This is a genomic window from Glutamicibacter sp. AGC84, assembly GCF_053543575.1.
This window is the reverse complement of record NZ_JBLVOC010000027.1, coordinates 58,579-85,278: the sequence shown is the minus strand read 5'-3', so window position 1 is coordinate 85,278 and position 26,700 is coordinate 58,579. Positions and strand designations below refer to the sequence as shown.

The 26,700-nt window shown below is 63.6% G+C and carries 28 protein-coding genes; 24 read left to right on the top strand and 4 right to left on the bottom strand.

Going from position 1 to position 26,700, the window contains the following annotated elements; all coding sequences use genetic code 11:
- Positions 1–26: 26 nt before the first annotated feature.
- Together ACNPN0_RS16860 and ACNPN0_RS16855 are read right to left on the bottom strand one after the other, a co-directional pair.
- The gene (locus ACNPN0_RS16860) at positions 27–737 is read right to left on the bottom strand and encodes an alpha/beta fold hydrolase (protein WP_166650647.1); all 711 of its coding nucleotides are present in this window, start codon (positions 735–737) and stop codon (positions 27–29) included.
- 115 nt (positions 738–852) lie between these two features.
- Positions 853–1,263, bottom strand: a complete 411-nt coding sequence (locus tag ACNPN0_RS16855; protein WP_105658192.1) for a hypothetical protein — start codon at positions 1,261–1,263, stop codon at positions 853–855.
- Between the two features lie 195 nt (positions 1,264–1,458).
- Here ACNPN0_RS16855 and dapB point away from each other — a divergent pair, with 195 nt between their 5' ends.
- Both dapB and ACNPN0_RS16845 read left to right on the top strand, forming a co-directional pair.
- A complete protein-coding gene (gene dapB / locus ACNPN0_RS16850; protein WP_105658191.1) occupies positions 1,459–2,217 on the top strand; it encodes a 4-hydroxy-tetrahydrodipicolinate reductase in 759 nt (252 codons plus the stop codon).
- The gene (locus ACNPN0_RS16845; RefSeq protein ID WP_133832973.1) at positions 2,214–2,666 is read left to right on the top strand and encodes a tetratricopeptide repeat protein; all 453 of its coding nucleotides are present in this window, start codon (positions 2,214–2,216) and stop codon (positions 2,664–2,666) included. Before dapB ends, ACNPN0_RS16845 begins: the two co-directional genes overlap by 4 nt.
- A gap of 57 nt (positions 2,667–2,723) precedes the next feature.
- Here ACNPN0_RS16845 and ACNPN0_RS16840 read toward each other — a convergent pair whose 3' ends face one another.
- Positions 2,724–3,896: a heparan-alpha-glucosaminide N-acetyltransferase domain-containing protein gene (locus tag ACNPN0_RS16840; RefSeq protein ID WP_166650646.1), complete on the bottom strand. Its 1,173-nt coding sequence runs from the start codon at positions 3,894–3,896 to the stop codon at positions 2,724–2,726.
- Positions 3,897–3,963: 67 nt separating this feature from the next.
- Here ACNPN0_RS16840 and dapA point away from each other — a divergent pair, with 67 nt between their 5' ends.
- Together dapA and ACNPN0_RS16830 are read left to right on the top strand one after the other, a co-directional pair.
- Positions 3,964–4,875 (top strand): 4-hydroxy-tetrahydrodipicolinate synthase, encoded by a 912-nt coding sequence (dapA, locus tag ACNPN0_RS16835; RefSeq protein ID WP_133832971.1) that lies wholly within the window; start codon positions 3,964–3,966, stop codon positions 4,873–4,875.
- Positions 4,876–4,894: 19 nt separating this feature from the next.
- A complete protein-coding gene (locus tag ACNPN0_RS16830) occupies positions 4,895–6,601 on the top strand; it encodes a ribonuclease J (RefSeq protein ID WP_448938356.1) in 1,707 nt (568 codons plus the stop codon).
- A 90-nt stretch (positions 6,602–6,691) separates the two neighbouring features.
- On the opposite strand, the gene ACNPN0_RS16825 is transcribed toward ACNPN0_RS16830, so the two are convergent.
- Positions 6,692–6,931 carry a hypothetical protein gene (locus ACNPN0_RS16825; RefSeq protein WP_133832970.1) on the bottom strand — a complete coding sequence of 80 codons (240 nt, stop codon included), beginning with the start codon at positions 6,929–6,931 and terminating at the stop codon, positions 6,692–6,694.
- 272 nt (positions 6,932–7,203) lie between these two features.
- Here ACNPN0_RS16825 and ACNPN0_RS16820 point away from each other — a divergent pair, with 272 nt between their 5' ends.
- The 20 genes from ACNPN0_RS16820 to recA all read left to right on the top strand — a co-directional run bounded on the left by ACNPN0_RS16820 (position 7,204) and on the right by recA (position 26,672).
- Positions 7,204–8,031, top strand: coding sequence for an ABC transporter ATP-binding protein (locus tag ACNPN0_RS16820; RefSeq protein WP_105658185.1), 828 nt, complete (start codon positions 7,204–7,206; stop codon positions 8,029–8,031).
- Positions 8,028–8,714 carry an ABC transporter permease gene (locus ACNPN0_RS16815; RefSeq protein WP_133832969.1) on the top strand — a complete coding sequence of 229 codons (687 nt, stop codon included), beginning with the start codon at positions 8,028–8,030 and terminating at the stop codon, positions 8,712–8,714. Before ACNPN0_RS16820 ends, ACNPN0_RS16815 begins: the two co-directional genes overlap by 4 nt.
- Positions 8,711–9,442, top strand: a complete 732-nt coding sequence (locus tag ACNPN0_RS16810; RefSeq protein WP_448938355.1) for an ABC transporter permease — start codon at positions 8,711–8,713, stop codon at positions 9,440–9,442. Before ACNPN0_RS16815 ends, ACNPN0_RS16810 begins: the two co-directional genes overlap by 4 nt.
- A complete protein-coding gene (locus ACNPN0_RS16805; protein WP_448938354.1) occupies positions 9,439–10,341 on the top strand; it encodes an ABC transporter substrate-binding protein in 903 nt (300 codons plus the stop codon). The genes ACNPN0_RS16810 and ACNPN0_RS16805 overlap by 4 nt, the downstream gene beginning before the upstream one ends.
- A 236-nt stretch (positions 10,342–10,577) precedes the next feature.
- Positions 10,578–11,597, top strand: a complete 1,020-nt coding sequence (locus tag ACNPN0_RS16800) for an ABC transporter substrate-binding protein (protein WP_332594695.1) — start codon at positions 10,578–10,580, stop codon at positions 11,595–11,597.
- Positions 11,597–12,511 carry a hypothetical protein gene (locus ACNPN0_RS16795; protein WP_448938353.1) on the top strand — a complete coding sequence of 305 codons (915 nt, stop codon included), beginning with the start codon at positions 11,597–11,599 and terminating at the stop codon, positions 12,509–12,511. The genes ACNPN0_RS16800 and ACNPN0_RS16795 overlap by 1 nt, the downstream gene beginning before the upstream one ends.
- Positions 12,504–13,337 (top strand): class I SAM-dependent methyltransferase, encoded by an 834-nt coding sequence (locus ACNPN0_RS16790; protein WP_105658179.1) that lies wholly within the window; start codon positions 12,504–12,506, stop codon positions 13,335–13,337. The genes ACNPN0_RS16795 and ACNPN0_RS16790 overlap by 8 nt, the downstream gene beginning before the upstream one ends.
- A 3-nt stretch (positions 13,338–13,340) precedes the next feature.
- Positions 13,341–14,636, top strand: a complete 1,296-nt coding sequence (locus tag ACNPN0_RS16785) for an opine metallophore biosynthesis dehydrogenase (RefSeq protein WP_448938351.1) — start codon at positions 13,341–13,343, stop codon at positions 14,634–14,636.
- Positions 14,633–15,886, top strand: coding sequence for an MFS transporter (locus ACNPN0_RS16780; RefSeq protein WP_448938350.1), 1,254 nt, complete (start codon positions 14,633–14,635; stop codon positions 15,884–15,886). Before ACNPN0_RS16785 ends, ACNPN0_RS16780 begins: the two co-directional genes overlap by 4 nt.
- A 17-nt stretch (positions 15,887–15,903) precedes the next feature.
- Positions 15,904–16,989, top strand: a complete 1,086-nt coding sequence (locus ACNPN0_RS16775) for a FecCD family ABC transporter permease (protein WP_426735022.1) — start codon at positions 15,904–15,906, stop codon at positions 16,987–16,989.
- 30 nt (positions 16,990–17,019) lie between these two features.
- Entirely contained in the window at positions 17,020–17,817 is a 798-nt protein-coding gene (locus tag ACNPN0_RS16770) for an ABC transporter ATP-binding protein (RefSeq protein WP_448938349.1), read from the top strand.
- 78 nt (positions 17,818–17,895) lie between these two features.
- Complete coding sequence (gene mtr, locus ACNPN0_RS16765; protein ID WP_448938348.1) at positions 17,896–19,299, top strand: mycothione reductase; 1,404 nt, start codon at positions 17,896–17,898, stop codon at positions 19,297–19,299.
- A gap of 95 nt (positions 19,300–19,394) precedes the next feature.
- On the top strand, positions 19,395–19,856 hold the full coding sequence (locus tag ACNPN0_RS16760; protein WP_133832960.1) for a hypothetical protein: 462 nt from the start codon (positions 19,395–19,397) through the stop codon (positions 19,854–19,856).
- Between the two features lie 135 nt (positions 19,857–19,991).
- Complete coding sequence (locus ACNPN0_RS16755) at positions 19,992–20,243, top strand: hypothetical protein (RefSeq protein ID WP_133832959.1); 252 nt, start codon at positions 19,992–19,994, stop codon at positions 20,241–20,243.
- A 97-nt stretch (positions 20,244–20,340) separates the two neighbouring features.
- Positions 20,341–23,331, top strand: a complete 2,991-nt coding sequence (locus tag ACNPN0_RS16750; protein ID WP_332498702.1) for an FtsK/SpoIIIE family DNA translocase — start codon at positions 20,341–20,343, stop codon at positions 23,329–23,331.
- A 5-nt stretch (positions 23,332–23,336) separates the two neighbouring features.
- Positions 23,337–23,939 carry a CDP-diacylglycerol--glycerol-3-phosphate 3-phosphatidyltransferase gene (gene pgsA, locus ACNPN0_RS16745; RefSeq protein WP_402735590.1) on the top strand — a complete coding sequence of 201 codons (603 nt, stop codon included), beginning with the start codon at positions 23,337–23,339 and terminating at the stop codon, positions 23,937–23,939.
- A 10-nt stretch (positions 23,940–23,949) separates the two neighbouring features.
- On the top strand, positions 23,950–24,432 hold the full coding sequence (locus tag ACNPN0_RS16740; RefSeq protein WP_105661877.1) for a CinA family protein: 483 nt from the start codon (positions 23,950–23,952) through the stop codon (positions 24,430–24,432).
- Between the two features lie 196 nt (positions 24,433–24,628).
- The gene (locus ACNPN0_RS16735; protein ID WP_105658240.1) at positions 24,629–25,042 is read left to right on the top strand and encodes a helix-turn-helix domain-containing protein; all 414 of its coding nucleotides are present in this window, start codon (positions 24,629–24,631) and stop codon (positions 25,040–25,042) included.
- Between the two features lie 111 nt (positions 25,043–25,153).
- Positions 25,154–25,378, top strand: coding sequence for a DUF3046 domain-containing protein (locus ACNPN0_RS16730; protein WP_105658168.1), 225 nt, complete (start codon positions 25,154–25,156; stop codon positions 25,376–25,378).
- Positions 25,379–25,619: 241 nt separating this feature from the next.
- Complete coding sequence (gene recA, locus ACNPN0_RS16725; protein WP_105658167.1) at positions 25,620–26,672, top strand: recombinase RecA; 1,053 nt, start codon at positions 25,620–25,622, stop codon at positions 26,670–26,672.
- Positions 26,673–26,700: the final 28 nt, after the last annotated feature.

The window sequence follows — 26,700 nt, the reverse complement described above, 5'->3', positions numbered from 1 at the left end:
CCTGGGGCATGACCGTTTTCTCTGGGTCATGCCGCGGCATCTACTAGCGCGGCAAGCTCGGGCGCATGAGAGAAATTGAACCCATGTGCACCCTGATGCATGACAGTGAGCTTGGCTTGCGGTGTTCTTGCGACCAGGCGAAGACCGAACTCCGGTGGAGACAGCGGATCCCGGGTGCCGCACACGACATCAATCGGGCACTGGACCGTACGAAGCAATTCAACGGTGGAGTAGTCCAGCATCTGGGCGCAGCTTTTGGCCCACCATGGGATGCCGCAGCGCAGGTAATCGACGAGCAATATTGCCTTCACCGAGTTCAACTCGTGCGGGAAATCTTCAAAGAGCCGGCGGGCCTGCCTGAACAGCGTCGCTTCACGGTCGTTGACCGCAGGAGCTGCAATGACCAGGTGCTTGACCAGATCCGGCCACGCGCGAGCTAGCTCAATGGAAACCTGCGCGCCCATGGAATGCCCGAGGACGATAGCGTTCTCAACCTTCAGCTCGCGCAACGCCAATGCTACTTCGTGCGCGAAACGCGGTACGGTCACCGGGCGGCCATCATCCAGATTCTTGCCGTGGCCTGGAAGTTCGGGAACGATCACTCGATACTTCTTAGCCAAGATGTTGGCCAGCGGAGTGAAATAGCGGCTGGATGCTCCGAGCCCGTGAATCAGCACCACGTCAGGGCCATGGCCCGCGACACGAACCGAAAGCCTGGTCCTGAGGGATTCGGGCAATTGCCCAAAGTAATCGTGGCGCACGCCAGCCTTTCATCGTGCGAAAAGTGCGCACACACTATCGGTAGGGAAAATCGGCACGCTCACCTGAAATGGCGAGACAGGCAAAAAGGAATTAACCGCCCGCCCCGGTCGAATGCTGGGTAATAGCGGAACGAAGGTCTTCCGGGAAGAGCTCCTGCACGCCTTCCTCGTATTTGGAACCGTCATCTGGACGGCGCAGTTCCTGCCCGTCAATGCGGAACGGGAAGGCATCCGCCTGGGCAGCGGTGTCCGCCGAGTCCTGGCTATCGGGTGCGCAAGTAGCCCAGCCGTAGGTCGTGGAGTCCTCGATACGGAAAACCTCAACCTGGCAAGTCGGCGAATCGATGACCGTTCCCTGTTCTTGGACGACATCAGTAATAGTTGCTCGCTCGTCATCGGACAGGGTGATCGGTTCATCGCCTGAACCGCAGGAAGTGATTGCAAAGGTCGCGACAAGCGTTGCGCCGATGCCGAAACCAAAGCGCTTAATTTTCTGACCCATGGCCCTGCTTACTACTTGGAGACTCCTGACACATATTTTTCCCCTATTTGCTAGGCAAAACAAGTTGGGCTGGCCGTAGGGAGCAAGCAGAAGCAAATATCTGGGAACTCGCCTCAGGGTATTCGCTGCAAAACTCGCGTGGGATCACGTAATCGTTGGCAAGGCAGGTGCCTGCAGGGCGATAGGCTTAAGCCCATGAGTGCACAGATCAAGGTGGCCGTGCTCGGCGCGGCCGGACGAATGGGCTCGGAAGCGGTCAAGGCCGTAACTGAGGCTGCAGACATGGAATTGGTAGCAAGCTTGGGAAGAGGCGACGATTTGTCGCAGATCCTTGAAGCCGGAGCAACGCACATCGTTGACCTTTCTGTGCCGGCATCCACCGAGGCCAATGTGCATTTTGCCGTCGAGAACGGGCTTCATGCAGTGGTTGGCACCACTGGCTGGGATGATGATCGCCGCGCGAATTTGGAAGGGCTGCTGGGCAAGCATCCGCAGGCAGGTGTGCTGATTGCGCCCAACTTCGCCCTGGGCTCGGTGCTCGCCAGCGCTTTCGCGGCTACGGCCGCCAAGTACTTCGAATCCGTAGAGATCATTGAGCTGCACCATCCGAATAAGGTGGACGCGCCTAGCGGCACCGCGGTGCGTACCGCTGAACTGATCGCGAAGTCGCGTGAAGCCGCTGGAGTCCCCGCGAGCCCGGACGCTACCGAGACCCAGCTCGATGGCGCCCGTGGCGCAGTCGTCGATGGAATCAACGTTCATTCGGTACGCCTGCGCGGCCTCGTAGCCCACCAGGAAGTGCTCTTTGGCGGCCCGGGGGAGCAGTTCACCTTGCGCCATGATTCCTTCGACCGTGCCTCGTTCATGCCAGGCGTTCTCCTGGGCCTGCGTACTGTTGGCTCCCGCCCGGGCCTGACCTATGGCCTTGATGGCTTCCTGGAGCTGGGCCAGTGAAAACGAAACTTTGGGTAGGCGGCATTCTGCTGCTGTTCGCGCTGTACATTGGAATGACCTTCACCCAGGCGATCCGTCTGCTAAAAACCGGGGAACTGGTCGCGCAGGTCATGGGCATTGCAATCCTGGTTATTCCTGCACTGTGCGTCTGGATCCTCATTCGCGAGGTGCTCTTCGGGCTGCGCACTGAGAAAATGGGCAAGTCCTTGGCCGCCTCAGGTGAGCTGCCAGAGGATCTTCCCCGCATGCCGTCGGGACGTTTCCTCCGTTCGGCCGCCGACGCTGATTTCCCTATCCATCAGCAGGATGTGGAAGAGAACCCGGAATCATGGAAATCCTGGTACCGTCTGGCACTGGCGTATGAAGCCTGCGGTGACAAGCCGCGCGCCCGCAAATCCATGCGTACTGCGATCGAATTCTGGCGAGCAGACCAGAAGGTCAGCCAGTAATTGCATAAAACAGCATCCTATTGATGGCCCGGACTCACGAGAGTCCGGGCCATCGCTCTAGAATTTGCTCTTCGTCTCGGGGGTGCTGTCAGCTCCGCTAAACACCCGGACGCCATATTCCAAAGGGCCAGAGGCCTTGCTGAAGCCAAGCCAAATTCCGAAGACGGCCGTCGTTGCACAGAGAACCCACCAAATGGCCATTGGGTCCAAGTGCTCTTTCAGCGCCGGCAGCAAGATAATGTGCCCTGCATACAGGGTCAGCGGGGCCCGGCCGGCGCCAGCCAGAATCCGGCCGAGCGCACCCAGACGACCAATGATCAGCTGGAGCAGGCCGATGATAGCGACAGCGCAGGCGGCGTTGTGCAGCGTTGAGAGCGAAGAATTGCTGTGACCGGTCGGCAGCCAGAGATAGGCTGGATTGTCCAGGAATGGATCCAGGTTGGCGCCCGGCAAACGCCCGGTGGTGATCATTGTGGGAACGAGGGATACCTCCAGGCCCAGTTCACGGGCTATGAGCCCGGCATTTTGCATGCTCACCGAATGGCCCACCCATTGGGTTGCCGCCGCGATAATCGAACCGCCCAATGCAAGCAGACTCGCGGTCCTCGTGCTGTGCAGGTTGCATCTTGCAATGGCTATTCCAAGAAGGCCGAAACCGAACCAGACCATCAATGGGTAGTATCCGGTGACCGTTAGATCCTTGAGGAGCAGTTGCGGGGTGAGAATGTCGCCGAAGCTCGGATTATGGCCCAGCGAGTCCGCAATCCAGTTGCTGGCAAGCGGTCGCCAAAGAACCGGCATAAGCAGCAGCCAAAGGGCCGAGACTACCCAAATGGTTATTCTCGACAGCTTCAGCGCTAGTGGAAGCAATAGAAACAGTAGCCCATAGTGGACAAGAATGACCGCGATGGCTTCATTTACTGACCCAATTGCCATTCCGAGCACGGCAATAATTAATGCTCTCAGCACAAGGACTGAGTAAACCTTAGGGTGGGAAAAGCCCTTTCGAGCCAAGGATTTCGAGAGCAGAACCAGGGATAAACCCGCCAGCACCATGAACAGGACAGATGCTCGGCCGGAGGCGAAAGTCCCGGTAAATGTTGGGGAGTAGGCGGGTGCGCCGCTGGTTTCATAGAGCGCGAAAACGTGCGCGGCGAACATCCCGAGGATGGCGGCAAGCCGTGCCGCGTCCACGCCCAGCAACCGCTGGGAACTACCCAAATCGTTCATGGAATCATCGCACCACGAATTGCGCGGGGGATGCCATTGCAACATGCGCGAGTGTAGATTTAATGCCATGGCTACAAGTGCAATTGATAATCAGGCATACCCGTTCGGTACCGTGCTGACCGCTATGGTCACGCCCTTCGATGAAGCGGGTGAAGTCGATTACGCGATGGCTGCCAAACTGGCAACGAAGCTGGTTGATGATGGCTGCGACGGACTGGTCGTCACCGGTACCACCGGCGAGACCTCGACCCTGACCGATGAAGAGAACATCGAGATGTTCCGTACCGTCGCCGAGGCGGTGGGGGACCGTGTCGCAGTGCTGGCCGGTTCCACTACCAACGACACCCGTCACTCCATCAAGCTCTCGCTGGCTGCCAAGGAAGCGGGCGTAGACGGTGTGCTGTTGACCACCCCCTACTACAACAAGCCAAGCCAGGCCGGCGTCATCGCCCACGTCGAGGCCATCGCCGAAGCCGTTGAGCTGCCCATCATGCTCTACGACATCCCGGGACGCACCGGCATCGCGCTGGCGCCCGAGACCATCATTGAGCTGTCCAGGATTCCTCAGGTCATTGCGCTGAAGGACGCCAAGGCGGATTACCAGTCCACCACCACCGTGCTGGCCACAACCGATCTGCACGTGTACTCCGGCGACGATGGGCTGACTTTGCCGCTGATGGCGGCAGGTGCTGTCGGCGTGGTTTCGGTCACCGCTCACGTTGCGGCCGCTAAGTACCGTACGCTTGTTAATGCAATGCATGCAGGAGATCTGGCGACTGCACGCACCACACACTTTGAGCTGGACGCGATCCAGCGCGGCATCATGGGCCACATTCAGGGCGCCGTGGCCGCAAAATATGGACTTCACTGGCAGGGTGTCCTGCCGAACACCGTCGTCCGACTGCCGCTGTTGGCACCGTCGGACGCAGAGCTCGATGCCATCCGCGCGGACCTACGTGAAGGTGGATGGGATCTGTAACGAAAGGGACTAACCACATATGACTGAGAGTTCAGTAGGCAAGGCTGACGCTGCGCGTATGCAGACTCCGGCGAAGCTGAAGAAGGGAACAATGCGAATTGTTCCCCTCGGCGGCTTGGGCGAGGTCGGCCGAAACATGACCGTTTTCGAACTCAACGGGAAACTGTTGATCATCGACTGCGGCGTGCTCTTCCCCGAGGAGCACCAGCCTGGCGTGGATCTGATCCTGCCAGACTTCTCCTACATCAAGGACCGCTTGGACGACGTGGTGGGCCTCGTGCTGACCCACGGCCACGAGGACCACATCGGTGCTGTTCCGTACCTGTTGCGCCTGCGCGAAGACATCCCTTTGTACGGGTCGAAGCTGACCCTGGCCTTCGTCGAAGCAAAGCTGGCAGAACACCGCATCAAGGCCAACACCAATATCGTGGTGGAGGGCGAGATCGCGCAGGTTGGCAACTTCGAATGCGAGTTCGTAGCTGTGAACCACTCGATCCCGGATGCCTTGGCAGTATTCCTGCGCACCGAAGCCGGTACCGTGCTGCACACCGGCGACTTCAAGATGGACCAGCTGCCACTTGACGGCCGCATCACCGACCTGCGCCACTTCGCGCGCCTGGGCGAGGAAGGCGTGGACTTGTTCCTGCCGGACTCCACCAACGCCGAAGTTCCGGGCTTCACCGTTGCCGAACGCGAAATCGGCCCGGTACTCGAGGCCAAGTTCGCGCGCGCCCGCCGCCGCATCATCGTCGCTTCGTTCTCCTCGCACGTCCACCGCGTGCAGCAGGTTCTGGACGCCGCAGCGGTGCACGGCCGCAAGGTGGCCTTCATCGGCCGCTCGATGGTGCGCAATATGGGCATCGCCGAACGCTTGGGCTACCTCGAAGTGCCACAGGGTGTCCTGGTCGACCTGAAGCAGATCGATTCGCTGCCAGACCACAAGGTCGTGCTGATGTCCACCGGTTCGCAGGGCGAGCCGATGGCTGCACTGTCCCGCATGGCCAACGGCGAGCACAAGGTCCAGATCAACCCGGGCGACACCGTCATCCTGGCCTCCAGCCTGATCCCGGGCAATGAGAACTCGGTCTTCCGCGTGATCAACGGCCTGATGCGCTTGGGTGCCGAGGTCATCCACAAGGGCATGGCCAAGGTCCACGTTTCCGGTCACGCATCGGCTGGCGAATTGCTCTACTGCTACAACATCCTGCGCCCGAAGAACGTGCTTCCGGTGCACGGCGAAACCCGCCACCTGATTGCCAACGGCCGCCTGGCCGCGCAGGCCGGTGTCCCGGAGGGCAACGTGCTGCTGGCAGACGACGGCTCGGTCATCGACATGAAGGACGGCGTAGCAAAGCTCGTTGGCCAGGTCGAATGCGGCTACGTCTACGTTGACGGTTCCAAGGTCGGCACCATCACCGATGATGACCTGAAGGACCGCGTCACCCTGGGTGAAGAAGGCTTCATCTCGGTCATCACCGTGATCAACCGCCAGAACGGCACGATCATCTCCGGCCCGGACATCCACGCACGTGGTGTAGCCGAAGAGGACTCGGTCTTCAACGAGATCAAGCCGAAGATCGCAGCTGCGATTATGGAAGCGGTGGGCAACAACCCGAACCACTCCACGCACCAGCTGCAGCAGATCACGCGCCGCGTGATCGGCTCGTGGGTATCGCGCAAGCTGCGTCGCCGCCCAATGATCGTTCCTGTAGTGCTCGAAGCCTAGGCTTCCAAAAATATTGCCTCGAACCAATTAAGGTTCGAGGCAATATTTTTATGGGAAATCAAGCGCAAGGCATGCACGACAGCTCAAGCGTCAGCCAAAGAAGCCCAGGTATGCAGGACTTGGCGAGTCATCGAGCTCGATTGCCGGGGCGGGACTTTGCGGCAGGATTTGCCCTGTTTGCGCGTCTACTACGACGACCGAATCCCACTGGTCCATATCGATCTGCTCCAGCACCTCGCCGGTGCGGGCTTCCATGGACACTGAGCTGTCCCAATCACCGGATGGGGCGACGTCTTGCTGGCCAGCGAGTGCCGGTGATGAGAGTGCCATGGCGCCAACGATTAAGGTTGCTGTCGCGATGCCAATTGAGCGTATGCGCAAGGTCTTCTCCAAATGCAGTAAAGATGATTTTCACTGACTCTACCGATGTTCCCGAAGGAAACCGGGAACCACCACGCAGCCTGAAACTGGCTATTTCCCGGACATCTGGTGCTGTCACAGCACTTTTAAGGCAGAATTGGGCTCAACGCCAGCTCAAGGAGACGAAATATGCCCGGGCATCACCCAATGGGTTGGATCGAAGCCGCTGTGGAGGAATGTGCATGATTGAGTTCGATAACGTTTCCAAGCACTATCCGGATGGCACCGTTGCCGTCAAGGATTTCAGCCTGCAAATTCCGGCACACCGCACCACAGTCTTCGTAGGTTCCTCAGGCTGCGGCAAGACAACATTGCTGCGGATGATCAACCGCATGGTTGATCCGAGCAGCGGTACGCTGCGTATCGACGGCGAGGACATCGCCAGCAAGCCGGCGGTGGGCCTCCGCCGCAGCATCGGCTACGTGATGCAGAACTCCGGCCTGCTGCCTCATTTCACTGTCGCACAGAACATTGCGACCGTGCCGCGGCTCATGGGTGAAACGAGCAAGGCATCACGAGCGCGTGCCTTGGAACTGATGGGCACGGTTGGGCTGGCCGGCTCCATGGCCGACAGGTATCCGCATCAGCTCTCTGGAGGCCAGCAGCAACGCGTTGGCGTGGCACGCGGGCTGGCCGCCGATCCGAACATCCTGCTCATGGACGAGCCCTTCGGCGCCGTGGACCCTATCGTTCGCGCCGAGCTGCAAGAAGAATTGCTTCGTCTCCAAAGAGAACTCGATAAGACCATTGTTTTTGTCACCCACGATATTGATGAAGCCTTCCTCCTGGGGGACCAGGTGGTAATTCTGGCGGCGGGCGCACAGAAGCTCCAGGTTGGCAGCCCCAGCGAGATCATTGAAAATCCAGCCAATGATTTTGTCGCCTCCTTCATTGGTGCGCAGCGTGGGGCACGGGCGCTGAGCTTGAAGCAGACGGAGCACGGAACCGTCCTGGTTGATGCGCAAGGCCGGACTCAAGGCAAGCTGGTCGAGGATGGGTCTGTCCAGTGAACTGGGTCCTGGAAAATCTCGGACTCATTGGTTCGCTATCGCTGGAGCACCTGCGCCAGTCCCTGATAGCAGTCATTCTCGGATTCATCCTGTCGATTCCGCTGGGTTGGGTGGCCTGGCGCTACAAACTGGTGCGCGGACCGGTCGTGAGCATCACCGGATTGCTCTACACGATCCCTTCGCTGGCTTTGCTGATGATCCTGCCCGTACTCACCGGGATGAGCGCGATCAGCGAAGCCAATCTCATTCTCGCCTTGGCGATCTACGCGATAGCGATCATGGTGCGCAGCGTGGTCGATGGGCTGAACTCGGTGGACCCGGCAACCAGGTCGGCAGCAACTGCCATGGGCTATGGATCGGCACGCCGCTTCTTCGCTGTCGACCTTCCCTTGGCCGGTCCCGTAGTTCTGGCTGGTCTGCGAGTGACAGCGGTCAGCACCATCTCGCTGGCAACCGTCGGCATCCTGGTCGGGGTAACCAACTTGGGCTACCTGTTCACCAACGGTCTGCAGCGTCGCATCATTGAAGAAGTCCTGGCGGGGATCATCGCGGTGGCAGCGATCGCGTTGCTCGTTGACCTGTTGTTGCTCCTGGCCGGCCGTTGGCTGATGCCTTGGGCTGCAACGAGCACCAGGCAAAAACGAACTGCAGCGCAGCCATCCACGCAGAAGGTGTCCTCATGAATCTGATTTCCGATGCGCTGGCGTGGATCTTCGCTCCCGAGCAGTGGCAGGGCGATGGGGGACTGGCTAGCTTGCTGGGGCAGCACTTGCTGTTCACGGTGGTTGCTGTGCTGATTGCTAGCGCGATTGCCATCCCTGCGGGATGGGCCATTGGGCATACGGGGCGAGGAAGGGAATTGGCCGTCGGGCTGGCCGGCGTTGCGCGTGCGGTGCCATCCTTCGGACTGCTGATTCTGCTGGTGCTGCTTCTGGGAGTTCTGCACAAGCCAGAAGCGGCCATGCTGACCTTCGTCGTTCTGGCAATTCCATCACTGCTGGCCGGAGCCTATACCGGCTTCGAAGCAATTGACCGCAAGACCATCGATGCTGCCCGGGCCATGGGGATGACCGAATGGCAGATCCTCGTCAAAGTCGAGATCCCACTGGGACTTGCGCTGCTCGTAGGCGGGATCCGCTCCGCCGTTCTTCAAGTAGTCGCCACCGTTACTGTTGCCGCCTACGTAAATCTCGGCGGCCTGGGACTGCCCATCATCACCGGTCTGAACCTGCGGCGCTTCGACATGGTCCTGGGCGGCGCCTTGATGGTTGCCGCGCTGGCCTTGGTGCTGGATTTGGCATTTGCCATCGCGCAGAAAGCGGCTGTACCCCACGGGCTGGGCGTGCCCTCGAAGAAGAAAACTTACCAAGATACCGATGACTCAATCACCCGCGAAAGGGAAATGTCATGAGAACCAAGAAGATATTGTCCACGAGTGCTCTCGTGCTGGCCGGAAGCCTCGCACTCGCTGGATGCTCCGGTGCAGATCCGTTGGCCACCGAAAGCGATGCCACCCGGGAGGGTGGGGAAGCGATCGTTGTCGGTTCGCAGGCCTACTATTCCAATGAAATCGTTGCTGAGATCTATGCCCAGGCGCTTGAGGGAGCCGGCATGGAAGTGGAACGGAAATTCAGCATCGGGCAGCGCGATGCCTACATGCCCCAGCTGGAAGACGGCAGTATTGATGTCTTCCCTGAATACACCGGCAACCTGCTGCAGTTCTACAAGGAAGACACCGAAGCACGCTCCGCCGTTGAGGTGTACAGCGAGCTGAAGGAATCCTTGCCGGATTCGCTGGCCGTGCTCGAAGCCGCGCCAGCTTCGGATCAGGACTCCTACACGGTGACCAAGGAATTCGCTGAAGCCAATAAGCTTGCGAGCATCGAGGATTTGGCCGGCATTTCCGAACCCTTGACCGTGGGCGGCCCGCCTGAATTGGCGCAACGCCCCTATGGACCCAAGGGCTTGGAGAGCGCATATGGCGTCAAGGCCGAATTCTCGGCAACTGGCGACACGACCGTTGAAGACCTGGCCGCCGGCACGGTGAATGTCGCCAACGTCTTTACCGCGGATCCGCGGATCCAGACGGAGGACTTGGTAGTCCTTGAAGACCCGAAGTCGCTATTCCTGGCATCGAATGTGGTGCCATTGGTGGCCGCTGATCAATCCGGGGAATTGGCAGAAGTCCTGAATCCGGTCAGCGAAAAACTGACAGCGCAGATTCTGGTGGACCTCAACGTGCAGAGCACCGTGAACAAGAAGTCTGCCGCCGACATCGCTTCGGCATGGCTGACTTCCGAGGGGCTGTAGCCCGGCAAGCCAGCATCAGAACATAGCTTCACCGCAGCCGCACCGCCCACGCAATGACGGGCAGTGCGGCTGCTTTTCCTTGTCCGGAAACGGCAGCGGCTTGGCTGAGGGGTATTCCGTGGCTTGCTCGTTTTGACAATCGATAATGATTCTCATTAGTGTTTAGCTCTGTTGGCAGAGGAGCTCGCCGGATCTCGGCGGCCGAGGCCTGCCCGCCATGAATGGAGCACTGATAGATGAAAAAACTCAATCCCTGGAAGTTGGCCGTGCCGGTTGCCATCCTGGCCCTAGCCACCGGATGCGGCGCGCCAGCCGGATCTGCCAGCGGTGCACCGCAGGGCACCGGCGCCAAGAGCATTTCCCTGGACAGTTGCGGAAGGCAGGTCGTCTTCGACAAGGCGCCGGACAGCGTTCTTGCAGTCGGGTCGGAAGCCCCGGCCCTGCTGGCCGCCGCTGGAGCGGGAGACAAGCTCACGCACTACGCAGGCAGCTGGCAGGTGCCTTTCGACGAAGAAACCATGGCGGCAGTGCGCAACGCGGAGCGGATTACCGAGGACTCGCATGATGTCTCCTACGAAATGATCCTGGACTCGGGAGCAGACGTGGTGATCGGCACCGATATCGCTGCTGGAATCGATCTCGACTCGTTGGCTGAACGCCTGGAAAGCGCCGGAGTGAAGATGCTGACCGTCAGTGGATATTGCGCCGGATTCGAGGATCGATCCACCGGCGGGCTGAGCGGCTTCGACCAGATCTACAAGGACGTCCAGTCCTACGGCCAGCTCTTCGGCACCGAGCAGGCGGCCGAGGACTCCGTGCAGCAGATGCGAGCACGCGTCGAGCAAGCCGCGCGCAGCGTCAAGCAGGAAAGCCAGCAGCGCGGGATGCCGCTGTACGTGCCCACCGCAGGCACCTTGGGATCCTACGGCCATGAATCGCTGGTTGCCGAGCAGATGGAACTGCTTGGCCTTCAGAACGTCTTCAACGACGTGCCCAAGCGCTACTTCGAGCCCTCCACCGAAGAACTCGTGAACAGCGGCGCCGACAAGGTCTTCGCCATGTACCTCCCGACCGGCTCCTCGAACTTGGAAACCGACCAGCAGGTCATCGAGGCGCTGCGCGACCGCCCCGAATTGGCCGGATTGCCCGCCATCGAGCAGGACAGCGCCATCGTGCCGCTGAACTACTACTATTCCTCGCCCGGTCCGCTGGCAGTGGACGGGGTCGAGCTGATCGCCGACCGGCTGGCCCGTTGATGAGCCAGAAAGCGGCGCTGCGCCGGCAAGCGGCCTCATCGCGCCGCGCGGCCCGCCCGGGGCACGGACGCGGCCCCAACCGCGGCCTGGTCCGGGGCGCCACCCCCGTGGAATTCGTCAAGCTCAGTCCGGCATCGAATACCACCGTGCTGGTGACCAGCCGGCACCCCGCGGCGCACTACCGCAGCATCGCTGACCGGCTGCTGCGCGCCGAACATGTGCACGCCGAGCAAGTCGGGTTCATCCTGCCTCCCAGCTCGCCCCGGGCCCAGGCCCGGCTGCACATGGCCGGTGGCGAATTCTGCGCCAATGCCGCGTTGTCGCTGGCCGCGCTGCAGGCCGCGCGCCGCGCCCGCAGCGGCCCGCTTGAGCTGCTGATCGAAGCCTCCGGCGCCGCGCAGCTGCTGGGCTGCCGGGTCGAGCCGGACGGTGCCGCCTACCGCTGCCAGCTGAAGATGCCCTGGCCGCTGCGCATCGACCCGTACCCGTTCCCGGGCGTCGCCGGCGCCGGGCTGGTGCGCTACGCCGATGCGGTGCATCTGGTCGCCGAATGCGACGGCTCGGATCCCCAGCTGCGCGGGCATGCGCAGCAGCTGGCCCTGGACCTGGGCGCCAGCGAAGCGGTGTCCGTCGTGGGCATCATGCTCTACGATCCGGACCGCGGGCAGCTGGCCCCGCTGGTCAGCGTCCCGGCGCTGGGCAGCCTCATCTGGGAGGGCAGCTGCGGCTCGGGAAGCGCCGCGCTGGGCGCCTACCTGGCAGCGAAAACCGGGGCTCCGGTCAATGCCAGCGTGAAACAGCCCGGAGGCACCGTGCAGGTGCACGCCGATGGCAGCCGCGCCAAGACCACCGCGCTGCAGATCAGCACCGAAGTAAGCATCGTGGCCGAAGGGACTGCATATATCCATGACTGAAACACCACTGGCCACCCAGGCCGCCGCCGCCGGCCTGGCCGGCGTGCTGCACGGCTACCTCGGACGGTTCGCCGAAGCCGCCCGAGACTACGACGGATCGACGCGGCACGCGGCGGCGCTCGAAGAGCTGCTGGCCGGCTATGCGCAGCTGGTCACCGACCCGGCCAATGAACCGGGCTATGCCCAGATGGCCGCCACCGACCAGGGCACGGCGCTGGTGGCGGCGCTGCGCACCGAATCGGCGCGCTGCGTCGCAGTCATCGAGAAGTACCGGGCGCTGCGCCTGCTCGAAGGCCGCAGCGGAGCCGAGGGCTACTTCGCCAACATCGAATCGTGCATCGCCGGGGAATTCGGCGCCGTCGCCCCGGACTCCAGCTCCAAGGTGCTGCTGGTCGGTTCGGGTTCCTTCCCGATGACCCTGCTGAACCTGGCCTCGCGCACCGGGGCCAGCGCCGTGGGGATCGACATCGATCCCGAAGCGCTGGAGCTGGGCCGCCGGGTCGTGGCGCAGCTGGGGCAGGGCCTGGACATCGGCCTGCAGGGCGATCAAATCCACCAGCTGGACTTCCTGCCGCAGGCCACGCACATCGTCTTCAGCTCCACGGTGGCCGTGAAATACGAGCTGCTGCACCAGCTGCACGCGCGCACCCGGCAGGACGTAGTGGTCGCAATGCGCTTCGGCGACGGGCTGAAGTCGCTGTTCAACTACCCGATGCAACCAGTGGACCCCCGGCGGTGGCAGCTGGACGGAACGATCCGCCAGCCCGGGCAGGTCTTCGACATCGCGCTGTACACCAAGGCGCGCACGAGAACGGAAAGCAATTAGCCCATGGATGAACTGGGAAATATCCTCATTGCCGGAACCGGACCGGTTGCGGTGCAAAGCGCCGTGCTGCTCGGGGCGCTGCCCGGGGAACTGGGCATTGCCGGGCGCGCCTCGCAGCGCTGCGCCGCCTTCTTCGACGCGCTGGAGGCCAACGCCGGCACCGCCCGCGTCCAGGTGCAAAACCCCTCCCATGCCGCACTGGCCGGGCAGGTGCGCATCGAGCACCGCTACCGCGGCTACCAGCAGGTGCGCGGCGGCTGGGACACCCTGGTACTGGCGGCCACCGCCGACGCCTACCTGCCGGTGCTGCGCGAACTGCCGCCGGGGGTGCTCGCATCGCTGGCGCGGATCGTGCTGCTCTCGCCCACGCTGGGCTCGGCGGCACTGGTGCGCGAATTCGCCCGCCGCAGCGGCGCCGACCCGGAAATCATCAGCTTCTCCAGCTATCTGGGGGACACCCGGCAGGTGGAGGGGACCGGCGGAGCGCTGGTGCTGACCGCCGGCGCCAAGGCCCGCATCTACGCCGGCTCCACTGGCGGGGCCACGCCCGCGCTGCAGCGGCTGCGTGCGGTGCATGCCGCAGCCGGCACCGAAGTGCAGCTGGCGGGATCGCCGGTTGAAGCCGAGGCGCGGAACATGTCGCTGTACGTGCATCCGGCCCTGTTCTTCAACGAGCTGGCGCTGCGCGCGGTCTTCGCTCCCGCCCCGCCCGTCCAGTACGTCTACAAGCTCTATCCCGAAGGCCCGGTCACCCCGGCGCTGATCCACTCCATGGCCGAGGCCTGGCGGGAACTGTCGGCCATCACCGCCGCACTGGGCGGCCAGCCGGTCAACCTGCTGGCCTTCATGCTCGATGACGGGTATCCGGTGCACCCCCAGAGCATCGACCCGGGGAAAGCGGCCAGCTTCGAGCAGCTGCCGGCCATCGAGCAGGAGTACCTGCTCTACGTGCGCTACGCCTCGCTGCTCATCGACCCCTTCTCGCAACCCGACGCGCAGGGCCGCTACTTCGACTTCTCGGCCATCGCCTTCCGCCCGGTCTTCCGCAATGACCAGGGCCAATGGGATGTGCCGCGGATGCCCAAGGAAGACTACTACCGCACCAGGATCATCGCCGGCCTGGCCCGGGAACTGGCCGTGCCCTGCCCGATGATCGACGCGCTGCTCGCCGCCTACGAAGACGCCCTGGTGCAAGCGGCCTCGGCCCGGGAGGGCCAGGGCTGCTCGCCGGCCTTCGCGGTGCAGGATTTCGCCGAGGACCTGGCCATGATCAGCGCCGGAATCGGGAGTGCGGCATGAGCCAGCCAGAAGTCGAAACAGCGCAGCAGCTGCCCAGCGAACGGCGCATCATCGCCGAGATCTGGCCGGCGCTGCTGGCCTCGGCGCTGGGCCTGCTGCCCTTCACGGTGCTGAGCACCTTCCTGGTGCCCATCGCCGACTGGGCCGGGGCCGGCTATGCCGAAACCGGCACCCTGCGCGGGCTGGCCGGCGTCGGCGCGGTGCTCGCCGGGGTTGCGCTGGCCCCGCTGATCGGGCGCATCGCCCCGGGCACCGTCGCCGCCGCGGCGCTGGGGCTGATGGGCGCCGCCGCCATCGCGGGGACCTTCTCGGGCCTGGCGGCACTGGCAGTTTTCTGCCTGGCCACCGGGGTGTCCAACGCGCTGCTCTACCCGGCGCTGTCAACCGCGGCCGCGGACCGCTTCGGCACCACCCCGGCCGCGGGCCGGGCAGCCACCTTGGTGATGACGGCCCAGACCCTGGCCTCCACGATCGGCGCGCCGCTGCTGGTGCTGCCGGCGATGTTCTGGGGCTGGCAGGGAAACCTGGTCGCCATCGCCGCCATCAGCATCGCCCTGATCCCGGCGGTGCTGCGCTACGGCCGCCACGGCGCCGGGCACTGCGCCGCAGACCCGGCTCCGGCTCCAGCCCGGCTGGGCTACCTGGCTGCCTTCCGCACCCTGGCCGGCGTGCCCGGAGCCCGGGCGCTGCTGCTGGTCTCCTTCGGCCGCGCCGGCGCCTTCATGGGGCACCTGGCCTTCCTGGCCCCGCTGTACGCGGAGAAGTTCGCGCTGACCGCCAGCTGGTTCGCGTTCATCTGGTCGGTCAGCGGCGGAGCCTTCTTCCTGGGGCACCTGCTGGCCGGGCGGATGCTCAACGCCGGGGATTCGCAGCGGCGCACCCGTGCGGTGATGGTTTTCAGCCTGGGCATTTCGCTGGTGGCGCTGTTCGGCGTCTACCTCTCACCGGTGCTGCCGCTGGCGGTGGCCGGCACGGCGCTGCTTTCGGCCAGCCACGCGGTGGTCTCGGCCGCCGTGATGAGCCTGCTGGTGAGCCGTTGCACGCAGGTGCGCGGCACCGCGCTGAGCCTGAACGCGGCCGGCATGTCCCTGGGCCTGTTCCTGGGCACAGCAGCCTCCGGAGCGGCGCTGGCCACCGCCGGATACCTGGCCGCCGCTGCCGTGCTTGGCGCATTGACCCTGATTGCGCTGGGTGCCGCACTGGGCCTGCGCACCGATTCCATTGGCGAAACCCCCGAAAGGCAACCATGACCCCGTTGGAACCTATCGTGCGAGAACCCCGGGAACCGCTGGCCTGCGCCGGCGATGACCTGGACCATGACCGGCGGGCCCGGCACAGCTGGCTGTGGATCGCTGGGCTGCTGGCCGTACTCGTGGCCACCTTGCCGGTGGCCGTAGGGCTCGGCCCGGTGTCCATCGAGCCGGGCACCGTGCTGCAGATCCTCAAGGCGCACCTTTCCGGGATGCCCGCACCTGGTGCATTCAGCGCCTCGGACCAGTCCATCGTCCTGCTGCTGCGCGTGCCGCGGGTGCTGCTGGGTGCCGCCGTCGGGGCCGGGCTGGCCCTGGCCGGGGTGGCGCTGCAGGCGCTGACCCGCAACATCCTGGCCGAGCCCTACCTGCTGGGCGTGACCTCCGGGGCCTCCACGCTCTCGGCGGCCGCGATCCTCTTCGGCGCCACGGCCGGCATCGGCACGGCCTCGCTGGCGACGAGCGCCTTTGCCGGGGCGCTGGCCGCCGGGATCTTCGTCTACCTGCTGGCGCGGGTCGGTTCGGAGATGACGTCCACCCGGCTGGTGCTGGCCGGGGTGTCCGTGGGCTATGTGCTGCACGCGCTCACCTCGCTGCTGATCTTCGCTTCGGATGATCCCAATGCGGGCCGTTCGGTGCTTTTCTGGACGCTGGGTTCACTGGCGCAGGCGACCGGGCAATCGGCAATGATCACCTGGATCGTGGTGATCGGGACCGCCACGCTGCTGGCCTATTGGTCGCGGCCGCTGGACGCGCTGGCCATCGGCGATGGCACCGCGCAAGCGCTGGGAATATCTCCGGCGAAGCTGCGTGCGGCCGTCATGGTGGTGACCGCGGTGTGCGTGGGCGCGCTGGTCGCGTCCTCCGGCGGCATCGGATTCGTCGGGCTGGTGATTCCGCACGTAGCCCGGCTGTGCGTCGGTGCCACGCACCGCACCCTGATTCCGGTAGCCGCCCTGCTCGGCGCGATCTTCCTGGTCTGGGCCGATGTGCTGGCCCGGACGGCCATGGCACCGCAGGAATTGCCGCTGGGAATCGTCACCGCATTGCTCGGCGCCCCGCTGCTGTTCGCGCTGGTTCGCAAGCTCAATGCGGCCCAATAGGAACCAAGGACCTGGAAGAAGGCAAGAACCATGATTACTGCTACAGATATTTCGGTGGGCTATGGCGGAAAGCTGGTCATTGAATCGGCGGGGCTGCAGGCAGGCCCCGGGGAAGTGGTGGGGCTGATCGGCCCCAACGGCAGCGGCAAGTCCACCCTGCTGCGCACGCTCTATGCGGCGCTGCGGCCCACGGCAGGGCTGGTGCTCGTGGACGAGCGCCCGGTCAGCGGACTGCGCGGCAACGAACTGGCCCGCAGGATTGCCGTCGTGGCCCAGGAAACGCCGAGCGAACTGCCGGTCAGTGTCGCCGAAATGGTGCTCCTGGGCAGGGTTGCGCACCGCAAGGCGCTGGCCGCCTTTGCCCGCGAGGACCACCAGGCGGTTGCTTCGGCACTGTCCCGGGTCGGCGCCCGGCATTTGGCCGACCGCCGCTACTCGACCCTGTCCGGCGGCGAGAAGCAGCGCGTGCTGGTTGCCCGGACACTGGCCCAGCAGGCCGAGCACCTGCTTCTGGACGAACCCACCAACCACCTGGATATCCGCTACCAGCATGAGCTGCTGCGCATGGTCGGGGAACTGGGAACCACCACGGTGGTGGTGCTGCACGATTTGAATCTGGCCGCCCGCTACTGCAGCAAGCTGGTCATGCTGGCCAACGGCGGGGTCATCGCTGCGGGCACGCCCCAGGAGGTGCTGGACCCTGGGCTGCTGCTGCAGGTCTACGGGATCCACGCGGAGCAGGTGCTCGTGAACGGCATCGTGCAACTGGTCTTCAGCCTGGCCGATGAGCCCAAGGTGCAACATAGTGGCACTCCAGTGCCCGGATGATAGCCTGCCCGGTAGGCAAGCAATGGCCAAGCGCCTGCCTGCCGGGCCCCAGCATTGACCGTGAAAGGTACCCCTGCCATGACGAATTCCGCCGCAATCGAGGCAGACAAGCACTACGATCTGATCATCCTCGGCACAGGTTCTGGCAACTCCATTCCGGGTCCAGAATTCGATGGAAAATCCATTGCCATCATCGAGAAGGGCGCTTTCGGCGGTACCTGCCTGAACGTCGGCTGCATCCCCACCAAGATGTATGTCTACGCCGCAGACGTCGCCCTGGAAACCAGGCAAGCAGCACGGCTGGGAATCGATGCCCAGGTCAATTCCGTGGACTGGCCAGGCATCGTGAGCAGGGTCTTCGATAAGCGCATCGATCCCATTGCCCAGGGCGGCGAAGACTACCGCCGTGGCGGGCAGACACCGAATATCGACGTCTACGACCAGCACGCGCGTTTTGTCTGCGAGCGCACGCTGCGTACCGGGCAGGGAACAGAAGCCAGGACCATCAGCGCGGACCAGATTGTCCTGGCCGCCGGGTCGCGCCCGTTTATTCCGCAGGAAATCATCGATTCCGGCGTAGCCTTCCACACCAACGAGGACATCATGCGCTTGGCCCGCCAGCCCAAGTCCATCGTGATCATCGGTGGCGGCTACATTGCCATGGAGTTCGCCCACGTTTTCGAAGCACTGGGCACCAAGGTCACCATCCTGGCCCGTTCCGAGCTCATGCGCCAGCTGGATGCCGATCTGCGCGAGCCATTCAACCAGATGGCCGCAGAACGCTATGACGTGCGCCAGGGCAGGAGCATGGTCAGCGCCGTGCAAGAGCCCGACGGGGTGAAGCTGACCCTGGATGACGGTTCCACCGCCAGTGCAGAAGTGCTGCTTGTGGCCACGGGGCGCATCCCCAACGGCGACCAGCTGGATCTGGACCGTGCGGGCATCGACTCCGAGGACGGACGGGTCAGCGTGGACGAATACGGCCGTTCGACGTCTGCCGAGGGCATCTGGGCGCTGGGCGACATTTCCTCGCCATTCTTGCTCAAGCATGTGGCCAACGCGGAAATGCGCGCGGTGCGCCACAACCTGCTGAACCCGCAGAACATGAAGAAGATGCCGCATGAGCACGTGCCGGCGGCGGTCTTCACCCACCCGCAGATCGCCTACGTCGGAATGACCGAGGAAGAAGCCCGCGAGGCCGGGCATGCCATTACCGCCAAGGTGCAGAAGTACGGGGATGTGGCCTACGGCTGGGCGATGGAAGACAGCACCGGTATCGCAAAGCTCATCGCTGATAGGGAAACCGGCAAGCTGCTGGGCGCGCACTACATGGGACCGCAAGCTTCAACGCTGATCCAGCAGATGATTACGGTCATGGCCTTCGGACTGGATGTGCGCGAGGTCGCCACGCAGCAGTACTGGATCCACCCTGCCTTGCCGGAGGTCACCGAGAACGCATTGCTCGGCCTGGACTTCTCCTAGCGGCGGTTTTTCGGACCGGCGGCGAACGGATGATAGCTGGCAGCAGAACCCGAAAGGCAGTAGCAAATAGCGCCTGTTCGTCCTAGGCTGTAGCCATGAATGGGAAAACTTCAAGGACCGTGGCCTCGATGACCCGAAGCATGTTCGCGATCGCTGCAGGGGTGGGCATGGCGCTCGGTGCGCTGGCGGTGCTCTGGATGTTCTGGCCGATCCGCGGGGACGGCTATGGCAGCGGTCTGGGTGATCTCGGCCTGCCCTTGGCCTACGGCGCGCTCGCAGGAGTGCTGATGGGGCTTGTCTGCTGCAGCGGTGCGTATGCGGCCATTGAGATCCAGGCCATGGGGAACCAGCCGGCCACGGCTGCCAGGCAATCGGCCGCTGCCGGAATCGGCGCGGTCCTCGCGGCACTGCTTCCGGCGTTGGCCATAGCCGCGCTGGGCCTGGGCGAAATCGATCCGGCCCCGTTCCTAGGCACGGCCCTGGGGTTCCTGGCAGTGTGCTTTGCCTCGGGCTTCGCTATCCTGGCTGGGCTCAACCGCTGCGCGGCCCGCGGCTGAGGCCATCCGGGCTCCGCGGCCAGGCGCTGGCTGGATCTTGGCTGGAAGCTGCTGGCAGTGCAGGGCGTGCTGTGGCACTTTTGGAAGCGGGCGCTTGGCCCAAGCGCCGGGGACGAAAGCAGACCAGGAGTGCAAATGAAGATCAAGAGCCATCTCGCCGCATGCGCCGTGGCCGGCCTGCTGGCCGGGGCGGTGGGGCTGGCCGGAATTCCGGGGGCCCACGCCAGCGGCACGACCTACACCCAAGAGGTCTCCAGCGCCGCTACCTGCGCCATGATGGAAACCGCCACGGTGGATGCCTTCAAGGCGTCCGGGTACGAAGTCGGCAGCCACGCCTGCCTGGAAGGCAATGGCCGCTACACCTTGGTGATCGAGTACTCGCAATAGTTCCCGGGCGCCACGTGACGATTATCTAGCTGCTGGCGCACCCCGTGCAGACGTGTAAATTCTGGGTGCATCCAGCCGGGGGCGATACCCTTGGAGTATGGCCCCACGTACCCAGTCTCAGGGGACGAAGAAGACCGCGGCGCGCAAACCCAAGGCGCCTGGCTCCTCGTCCTCCAAGAAAACGCCCGAGAACCCGGATGCGGAACTCGCCCTGCCGCTGCGCGCAATACGCAGCGTGTGGATGGGCATTGCCCGGATCTTCGGCGGCGCATTCCGCCGCATCGGCGGAACCGTCAAGCCTGACTACGAGCTGCGCCGCGACGGCACCGGACTGTTCCTCGCGCTGATCTCGATGATCGTCGCGATCATCGAATGGTGGGGCCTGCGCGATGCGGGGTGGTTCGGCACCGGCGTGCACGCGGTCGCCGGCGGCACCCTGGGCTTCATGGCCGTGCTGCTGCCGGTGATCTTGTTCATCGGCGCCTTCCGGCTCTTCCGCTACCCGGAGGCGGTCACCGCGAACAACCGCATCGGCATCGGCCTGCTGATCATGACGCTCTCCGGCTCGTCCATCGCCTCGCTGGCCAACGGCTCGCCAGCGGTCTCCGACGATTTCCAGGCGCTCTGGAATGCCGGCGGCATGGCCGGTTCCATCCTGGGCACCCCGCTGGGCCTGCTGATCTCGGTCCCGGGCGCCATGGCCGTGTTCATCTTCCTGGTGGTCATGTCCATCCTGATCGTCACCGCCACGCCATTTACGCAGATCCCTTCGCGCGTGCGTTCGGGCTACAACCGCCTGCTCGGCCAGGACCCGGACGCACCCCGTGCCGCCCGCCCCACGGCCGCAGTGGAACTTGATCCAGCCGGCGAGGACCATGACCAGTCCTACCTCTACCCGCAGGACGAGGCTCCGGCCCCCGCTGCCAGGAAGAAGAAGCCCGGCTTCTTCGAACGCCGGGCCGCGGCCGCCCGCAAGGTCACCGAGGTCTACGACGTGGACGGCGGCGAGCACGCTGAACGCCCCGGCGATGTCGCCTACGACAAGGCGGTCATCGGCCAGGATGATCCTGCCGAGCAGTCCACCGGCGCGATGCCTGCCGTCAACCGCAACTCCGGCAAGATCTTCGACGCCGACGAGGCCGCCACCCAGGCCATCGCCCGCCCGGACTTCGAGTCCGCCGCCGCCCCGGCCCAGGAAGACACCGCCACGGTGGCCATCCCGAAGCCCTCCGGTCCTCCGCCCGGGGTCAAGCGCCCGACCAAGGCCGAATCCGAGATGGCCGAGATCATGGCCAATATCGGGCTCAAGGCCGAGCCCGAGGCCACCACCTCCGCGATGGACCAGGTCTCCTCGCGCGCCGCCGGGCTCGCCGCATCCCCGCAGGCGCCGATCCCCGCGCGCAGCGAGCAGCTGCAGCTGTCCGGGGATGTCACCTACACCCTGCCCGAGGAGCACTACCTTCCTGCCGGCCCGCCGGCCAAGGAAGCCTCCGAGGCCAACCAGGTGGTAGTCGATGCGCTGACCAACACCCTGCAGCAGTTCAAGGTCGACGCCAAGGTCACCGGGTTCTCCCGCGGGCCCACGGTGACCCGCTACGAGATCGAGCTGGCTCCGGGCACCAAGGTGGAGAAGGTCACCGCGCTGTCCAAGAACATCTCCTATGCGGTGGCTTCCTCGGATGTGCGCATCCTCTCGCCGATTCCGGGCAAGTCAGCCATCGGCATCGAGATCCCGAACACCGACAAGGAAGTCGTGGCGCTGGGCGATGTGCTGCGCAGCTCCAATGCCCGCAAGACCGAGCACCCGATGGTGATGGGCGTGGGCAAGGACGTGGAAGGCGGCTTCGTCGTGGCCAACCTGGCCAAGATGCCGCACCTGCTGGTGGCAGGCGCCACCGGCGCGGGCAAGTCCTCGTTCGTGAACTCGATGATCACCTCGATCCTGATGCGCTCCACCCCGGACGAGGTGCGCATGGTCATGGTCGACCCCAAGCGCGTGGAGCTGACCGCCTACGAAGGCGTGCCGCACCTGATCACCCCGATCATCACCAACCCGAAGAAGGCCGCCGAGGCACTGGGCTGGGTGGTCCGCGAAATGGACACCCGCTACGACGATCTGGCCAACTTCGGTTTCAAGCACATCGACGACTTCAACAAGGCGGTCAAGGCCGGCAAGGTGCACCCTCCGGAGGGTTCCAAGCGCGTGCTCAAGCCCTACCCGTACCTGCTGGTGATCGTCGATGAGCTCGCCGACTTGATGATGGTCGCCCCGCGCGATGTCGAAGAGTCGATCGTGCGCATCACCCAGCTGGCGCGTGCCGCCGGCATCCACCTGGTGCTGGCCACCCAGCGCCCCTCGGTGGATGTGGTCACCGGCTTGATCAAGGCCAACGTGCCCTCGCGCATGGCCTTCGCGACCTCATCGGTCACCGACTCCCGTGTGGTCCTGGACCAGCCCGGGGCCGAGAAGCTGCTGGGCCAGGGCGACGCCCTGTTCCTGCCGATGGGCACCTCCAAGCCGATGCGCGTGCAGGGCGCCTGGGTGACCGAATCCGAAATCCACCGCGTGGTCGAGCACGTCAAGAGCCAGCTGAAGCCCGAGTACCGGGAAGACGTGATCCCGGCTGCCGAGAAGAAGAAGCAGATCGATGAGGACATCGGAGACGATCTGGATCTGCTGCTGCAGGCTACCGAGCTCGTGGTCACCAGCCAGTTCGGCTCCACCTCGATGCTGCAGCGCAAGCTGCGCGTGGGCTTCGCCAAGGCCGGACGCCTGATGGACCTGATGGAATCGCGGGGCGTGGTCGGCCCTTCCGAGGGCTCCAAGGCCCGCGATGTGCTGATCCAGCCCGATGACCTGCCCATGGTCCTGGCCGCGATGCGCGGCGATGACCCGGCGACCAGCACCCCGTCGGCCACCGAGGCCGCGCTGGTGGCCGAAGCCAACGTGAACCACGCCGAGCCGGTCACCGACTATGCCGAGGACCTGGTTGCCAAGGATCTGGAAGATCGCCCGCAAGCCGTCGACTACTTCGATGGCTCCGACGAACCTGGCGAAGACGCCTGGGACCTGACAGGAAGAAACTGAAACCCATGAGCGAGCAAGCTGGCCGCAGTGCCCAGCCACCGGTACCGACGCTGAATATCGCCAACGTGCTCACTACCATCCGCATCATCATGGTGCCTTTCTTCGTCTGGTCCTTGATGGCCGATAACCACGAGCAAGGCCTGTGGCGCTGGGTCGCGCTGGGACTTTTCGTGGTGGCCATGTACACCGACAAGCTCGACGGGGACCTGGCGCGCAGCCGCGGGCTGGTCACCAACTTCGGCAAGATCGCGGACCCGATCGCCGACAAGCTGCTCACCGGTTCGGCGCTGGTTTGCTTCTCGATCCTGGCCGAGCTGCCTTGGTGGGTCACCATCGTGATCCTGGCGCGCGAATGGGGCATCACCTTGCTGCGCGTAGTGGTCATCCGCTACGGCGTGATTGCCGCGAATATGGGCGGCAAGATCAAGACCGTGTTGCAGGCCATCGTGATCGGCCTGTACCTGCTGCCCTACACCCACACCATTGACTGGCTGGGCACCGTGGCGTGGTACCTGATGCTGCTGACCCTGGCCGTCACCGTGGTCACCGGACTGGAATACCTGGTCAAGGCCGGCCAGCTGGCAGCCGCGGCCAAGAAGCAGAAGTAGGGCCGGCACCATGAAGCCCCAGGCACCCGAGGTGATCGCCAAGGCCATTGAAGGCGATGTGCAGCTGGCTACGGCCGAATCGCTGACCGCTGGCATGATTGCCGCGCGCCTGGCCGAGGTGCCCGGCGCCTCGGCGGTGCTGCGCGGGGGAGTTGTCAGCTATTCCTCGGCGGTGAAGTCATCGCTGCTGGGCGTCGACGAGATGCTGCTTGCCTCCAACGGATCGGTGGATCCCGAGGTTGCCCGGCAGATGGCCGTAGGGGCGCAGCGTGCCTGCGGTGCAGACGCGGCGATTTCTGCAACCGGGGTCGCTGGACCGGACCCGCACGATGGCAAGGCGGTGGGAACCGTGTATATTGGGTGGGCCATGGGCGCTGACTCGGGATCCGAAGTCCACCACTTCGTGGGAGACCGGGCACAGATCCGCGAGCAGAGCACCTTGGCGGCACTTCACCAGTTCGCTGCCATCTTGGATAAAGCTTCTTCACAGTAAGACGCGAAATACTCTTCTTCCCGAGATGTTACGCAAAAATCACGGCATATGTGGCGTAGGTCGCATTTAAGTGATTAGGGTGAATGTACGGGAACAAAATCGTATGACCTGTCGTTGTACGAATTGCAGGGCCGCAAGGATGGCCCCCGTATTTGATTAGATCTTCGAGATGGACCTAGGAGCAGAGGCTAAATTCATGGTCAAGCAACCCGTAACTGTCAATGGTGTCGTCCGTTGGCGCGATATGGGAGAAGCCCATATGGTCCAGCCCGAGAAGGAGGAGCACAAAATGGTAGTACTCCGTCATGAAATCGGCGATGTTCTGCGCGACGTCCGTCAGCGCCAGGGACGTACCCTTCGCGAGGTTTCGCATAGCGCACGTGTTTCCCTTGGCTACCTGTCCGAGGTTGAGCGTGGCCAGAAGGAAGCCTCTTCGGAGCTGCTCTCCTCGATCTGCGTGGCGCTGGAAATCCCGTTGTCCCTGATGCTCCGTGAAGTATCCGAGCGCGTTGCCCTGGCAGAGGGCATTGCTATCCCGGATACCGTCCCTACGGATATGGCCAACGAGTTTGCGGCCAAGAGCGGCAACAAGCCATTGGCCTCGGTCTAGAACCAAATTTTTTAGGGCTACCGCCACTCAGTAATCGAGACTGCCGGCAGCCGTGCAAGGAGCCTGCGCGAAATGCGTGGGCTCCTTGCCTATGCGTGGGAGAATAATTAGGTGAAAATCAGCGATTTCTGGCGCAACATGGAAAACGAGTTCGGCGCGCGGTACTCCCACGTGCTGGCCGATTCCATGGCCCTTACCGAACTTGGCAGCCTTACCGCCGCGCAGGCGCTGGACAAGGGCATCAAGCCCAAGCAGATTTGGGAAGCCCTGTGCAAGGCGCAAGACATTCCGGCCGAACGCTGGCTTGGCGTGGATATCGAGCCGAAGGAATCGTAGCGACTCCGTTCGAAAGTCCCGGCACTGGATCTTCGAACATGCCGTGTTGAATTTCGAACACCTGTTCGGATAGGGTTATCCTAGAAGCAACGCAGGAAACTGCACCAAGAACTTAAGCACTGAGACTGTCCACACTTGAGGGCTATCGGAGTCCAAAGTGTCGGTGGGCAAGCATACTGTCTATTGCAGGACAAAATTCATGAGCAAGTACGTAGCAGGCTTGCAAGAGCAAAGGTGAACCATGGCAGCAAAAAATGATCGGGAAAAGGCGCTAGAGGCTGTCCTGGGCCAAATCGACAAGGCCTACGGCAAGGGCTCGGTCATGCGCCTGGGCGATGAAACCCGTGCACCCATTGAAGTAATTCCTACCGGTTCGGTTGCCTTGGATGTCGCCCTTGGCATTGGCGGCCTGCCACGCGGCCGCGTTGTTGAAATCTACGGCCCTGAGTCCTCGGGTAAAACCACGGTTGCCCTGCATGCAGTCGCCAGCGCGCAGAAGGCCGGCGGCGTTGCGGCTTTCATCGATGCTGAGCACGCGCTTGATCCGGAATACGCCAAGAAGCTGGGCGTCGACACCGACGCACTGCTGGTCTCCCAGCCGGATACCGGCGAGCAGGCTCTGGAAATCATGGATATGCTCGTGGGCTCCGGCGCGCTGGATATCATCGTCATCGACTCCGTGGCAGCGCTGGTTCCACGTGCCGAAATCGAAGGCGAAATGGGTGACAGCCATGTCGGCCTGCAGGCCCGCTTGATGTCCCAGGCTCTGCGCAAGATCACCGGCCGCCTCTCGGCCTCGAAGACTACCGCAATCTTCATCAACCAGCTGCGTGAAAAGATTGGCGTCTTCTTCGGCAGCCCGGAAACCACCACTGGCGGCAAGGCGCTGAAGTTCTACGCTTCGGTCCGCATCGACATCCGCCGCATTGAGACCCTGAAAGAGGGCACCAATGCGGTCGGCAACCGCACCCGCTGCAAGGTCGTCAAGAACAAGATGGCTCCTCCTTTCAAGCAGGCTGAATTCGACATCCTGTACGGCCACGGCATCTCCCGCGAAGGTTCGCTCATCGATATGGGTGTCGAGCATAACCTGGTCAAGAAGTCCGGTGCCTGGTTCACCTACGACGGGGACCAGCTGGGCCAGGGCAAGGAAAACGCCCGCCGCTTCCTGCGCGACAACCCGGATCTGGCCGACGAACTCGAGCGCCAGATCTTGCAGAAGCTCGGCGTTCTGCCACAGGAAGAAGTTGAAGAAGACGAGACCGAACTGCGAGTCGTCGAGGGCGATAAGTAGTGGCCCCAGGCTTCCAGCGACGTAGCGG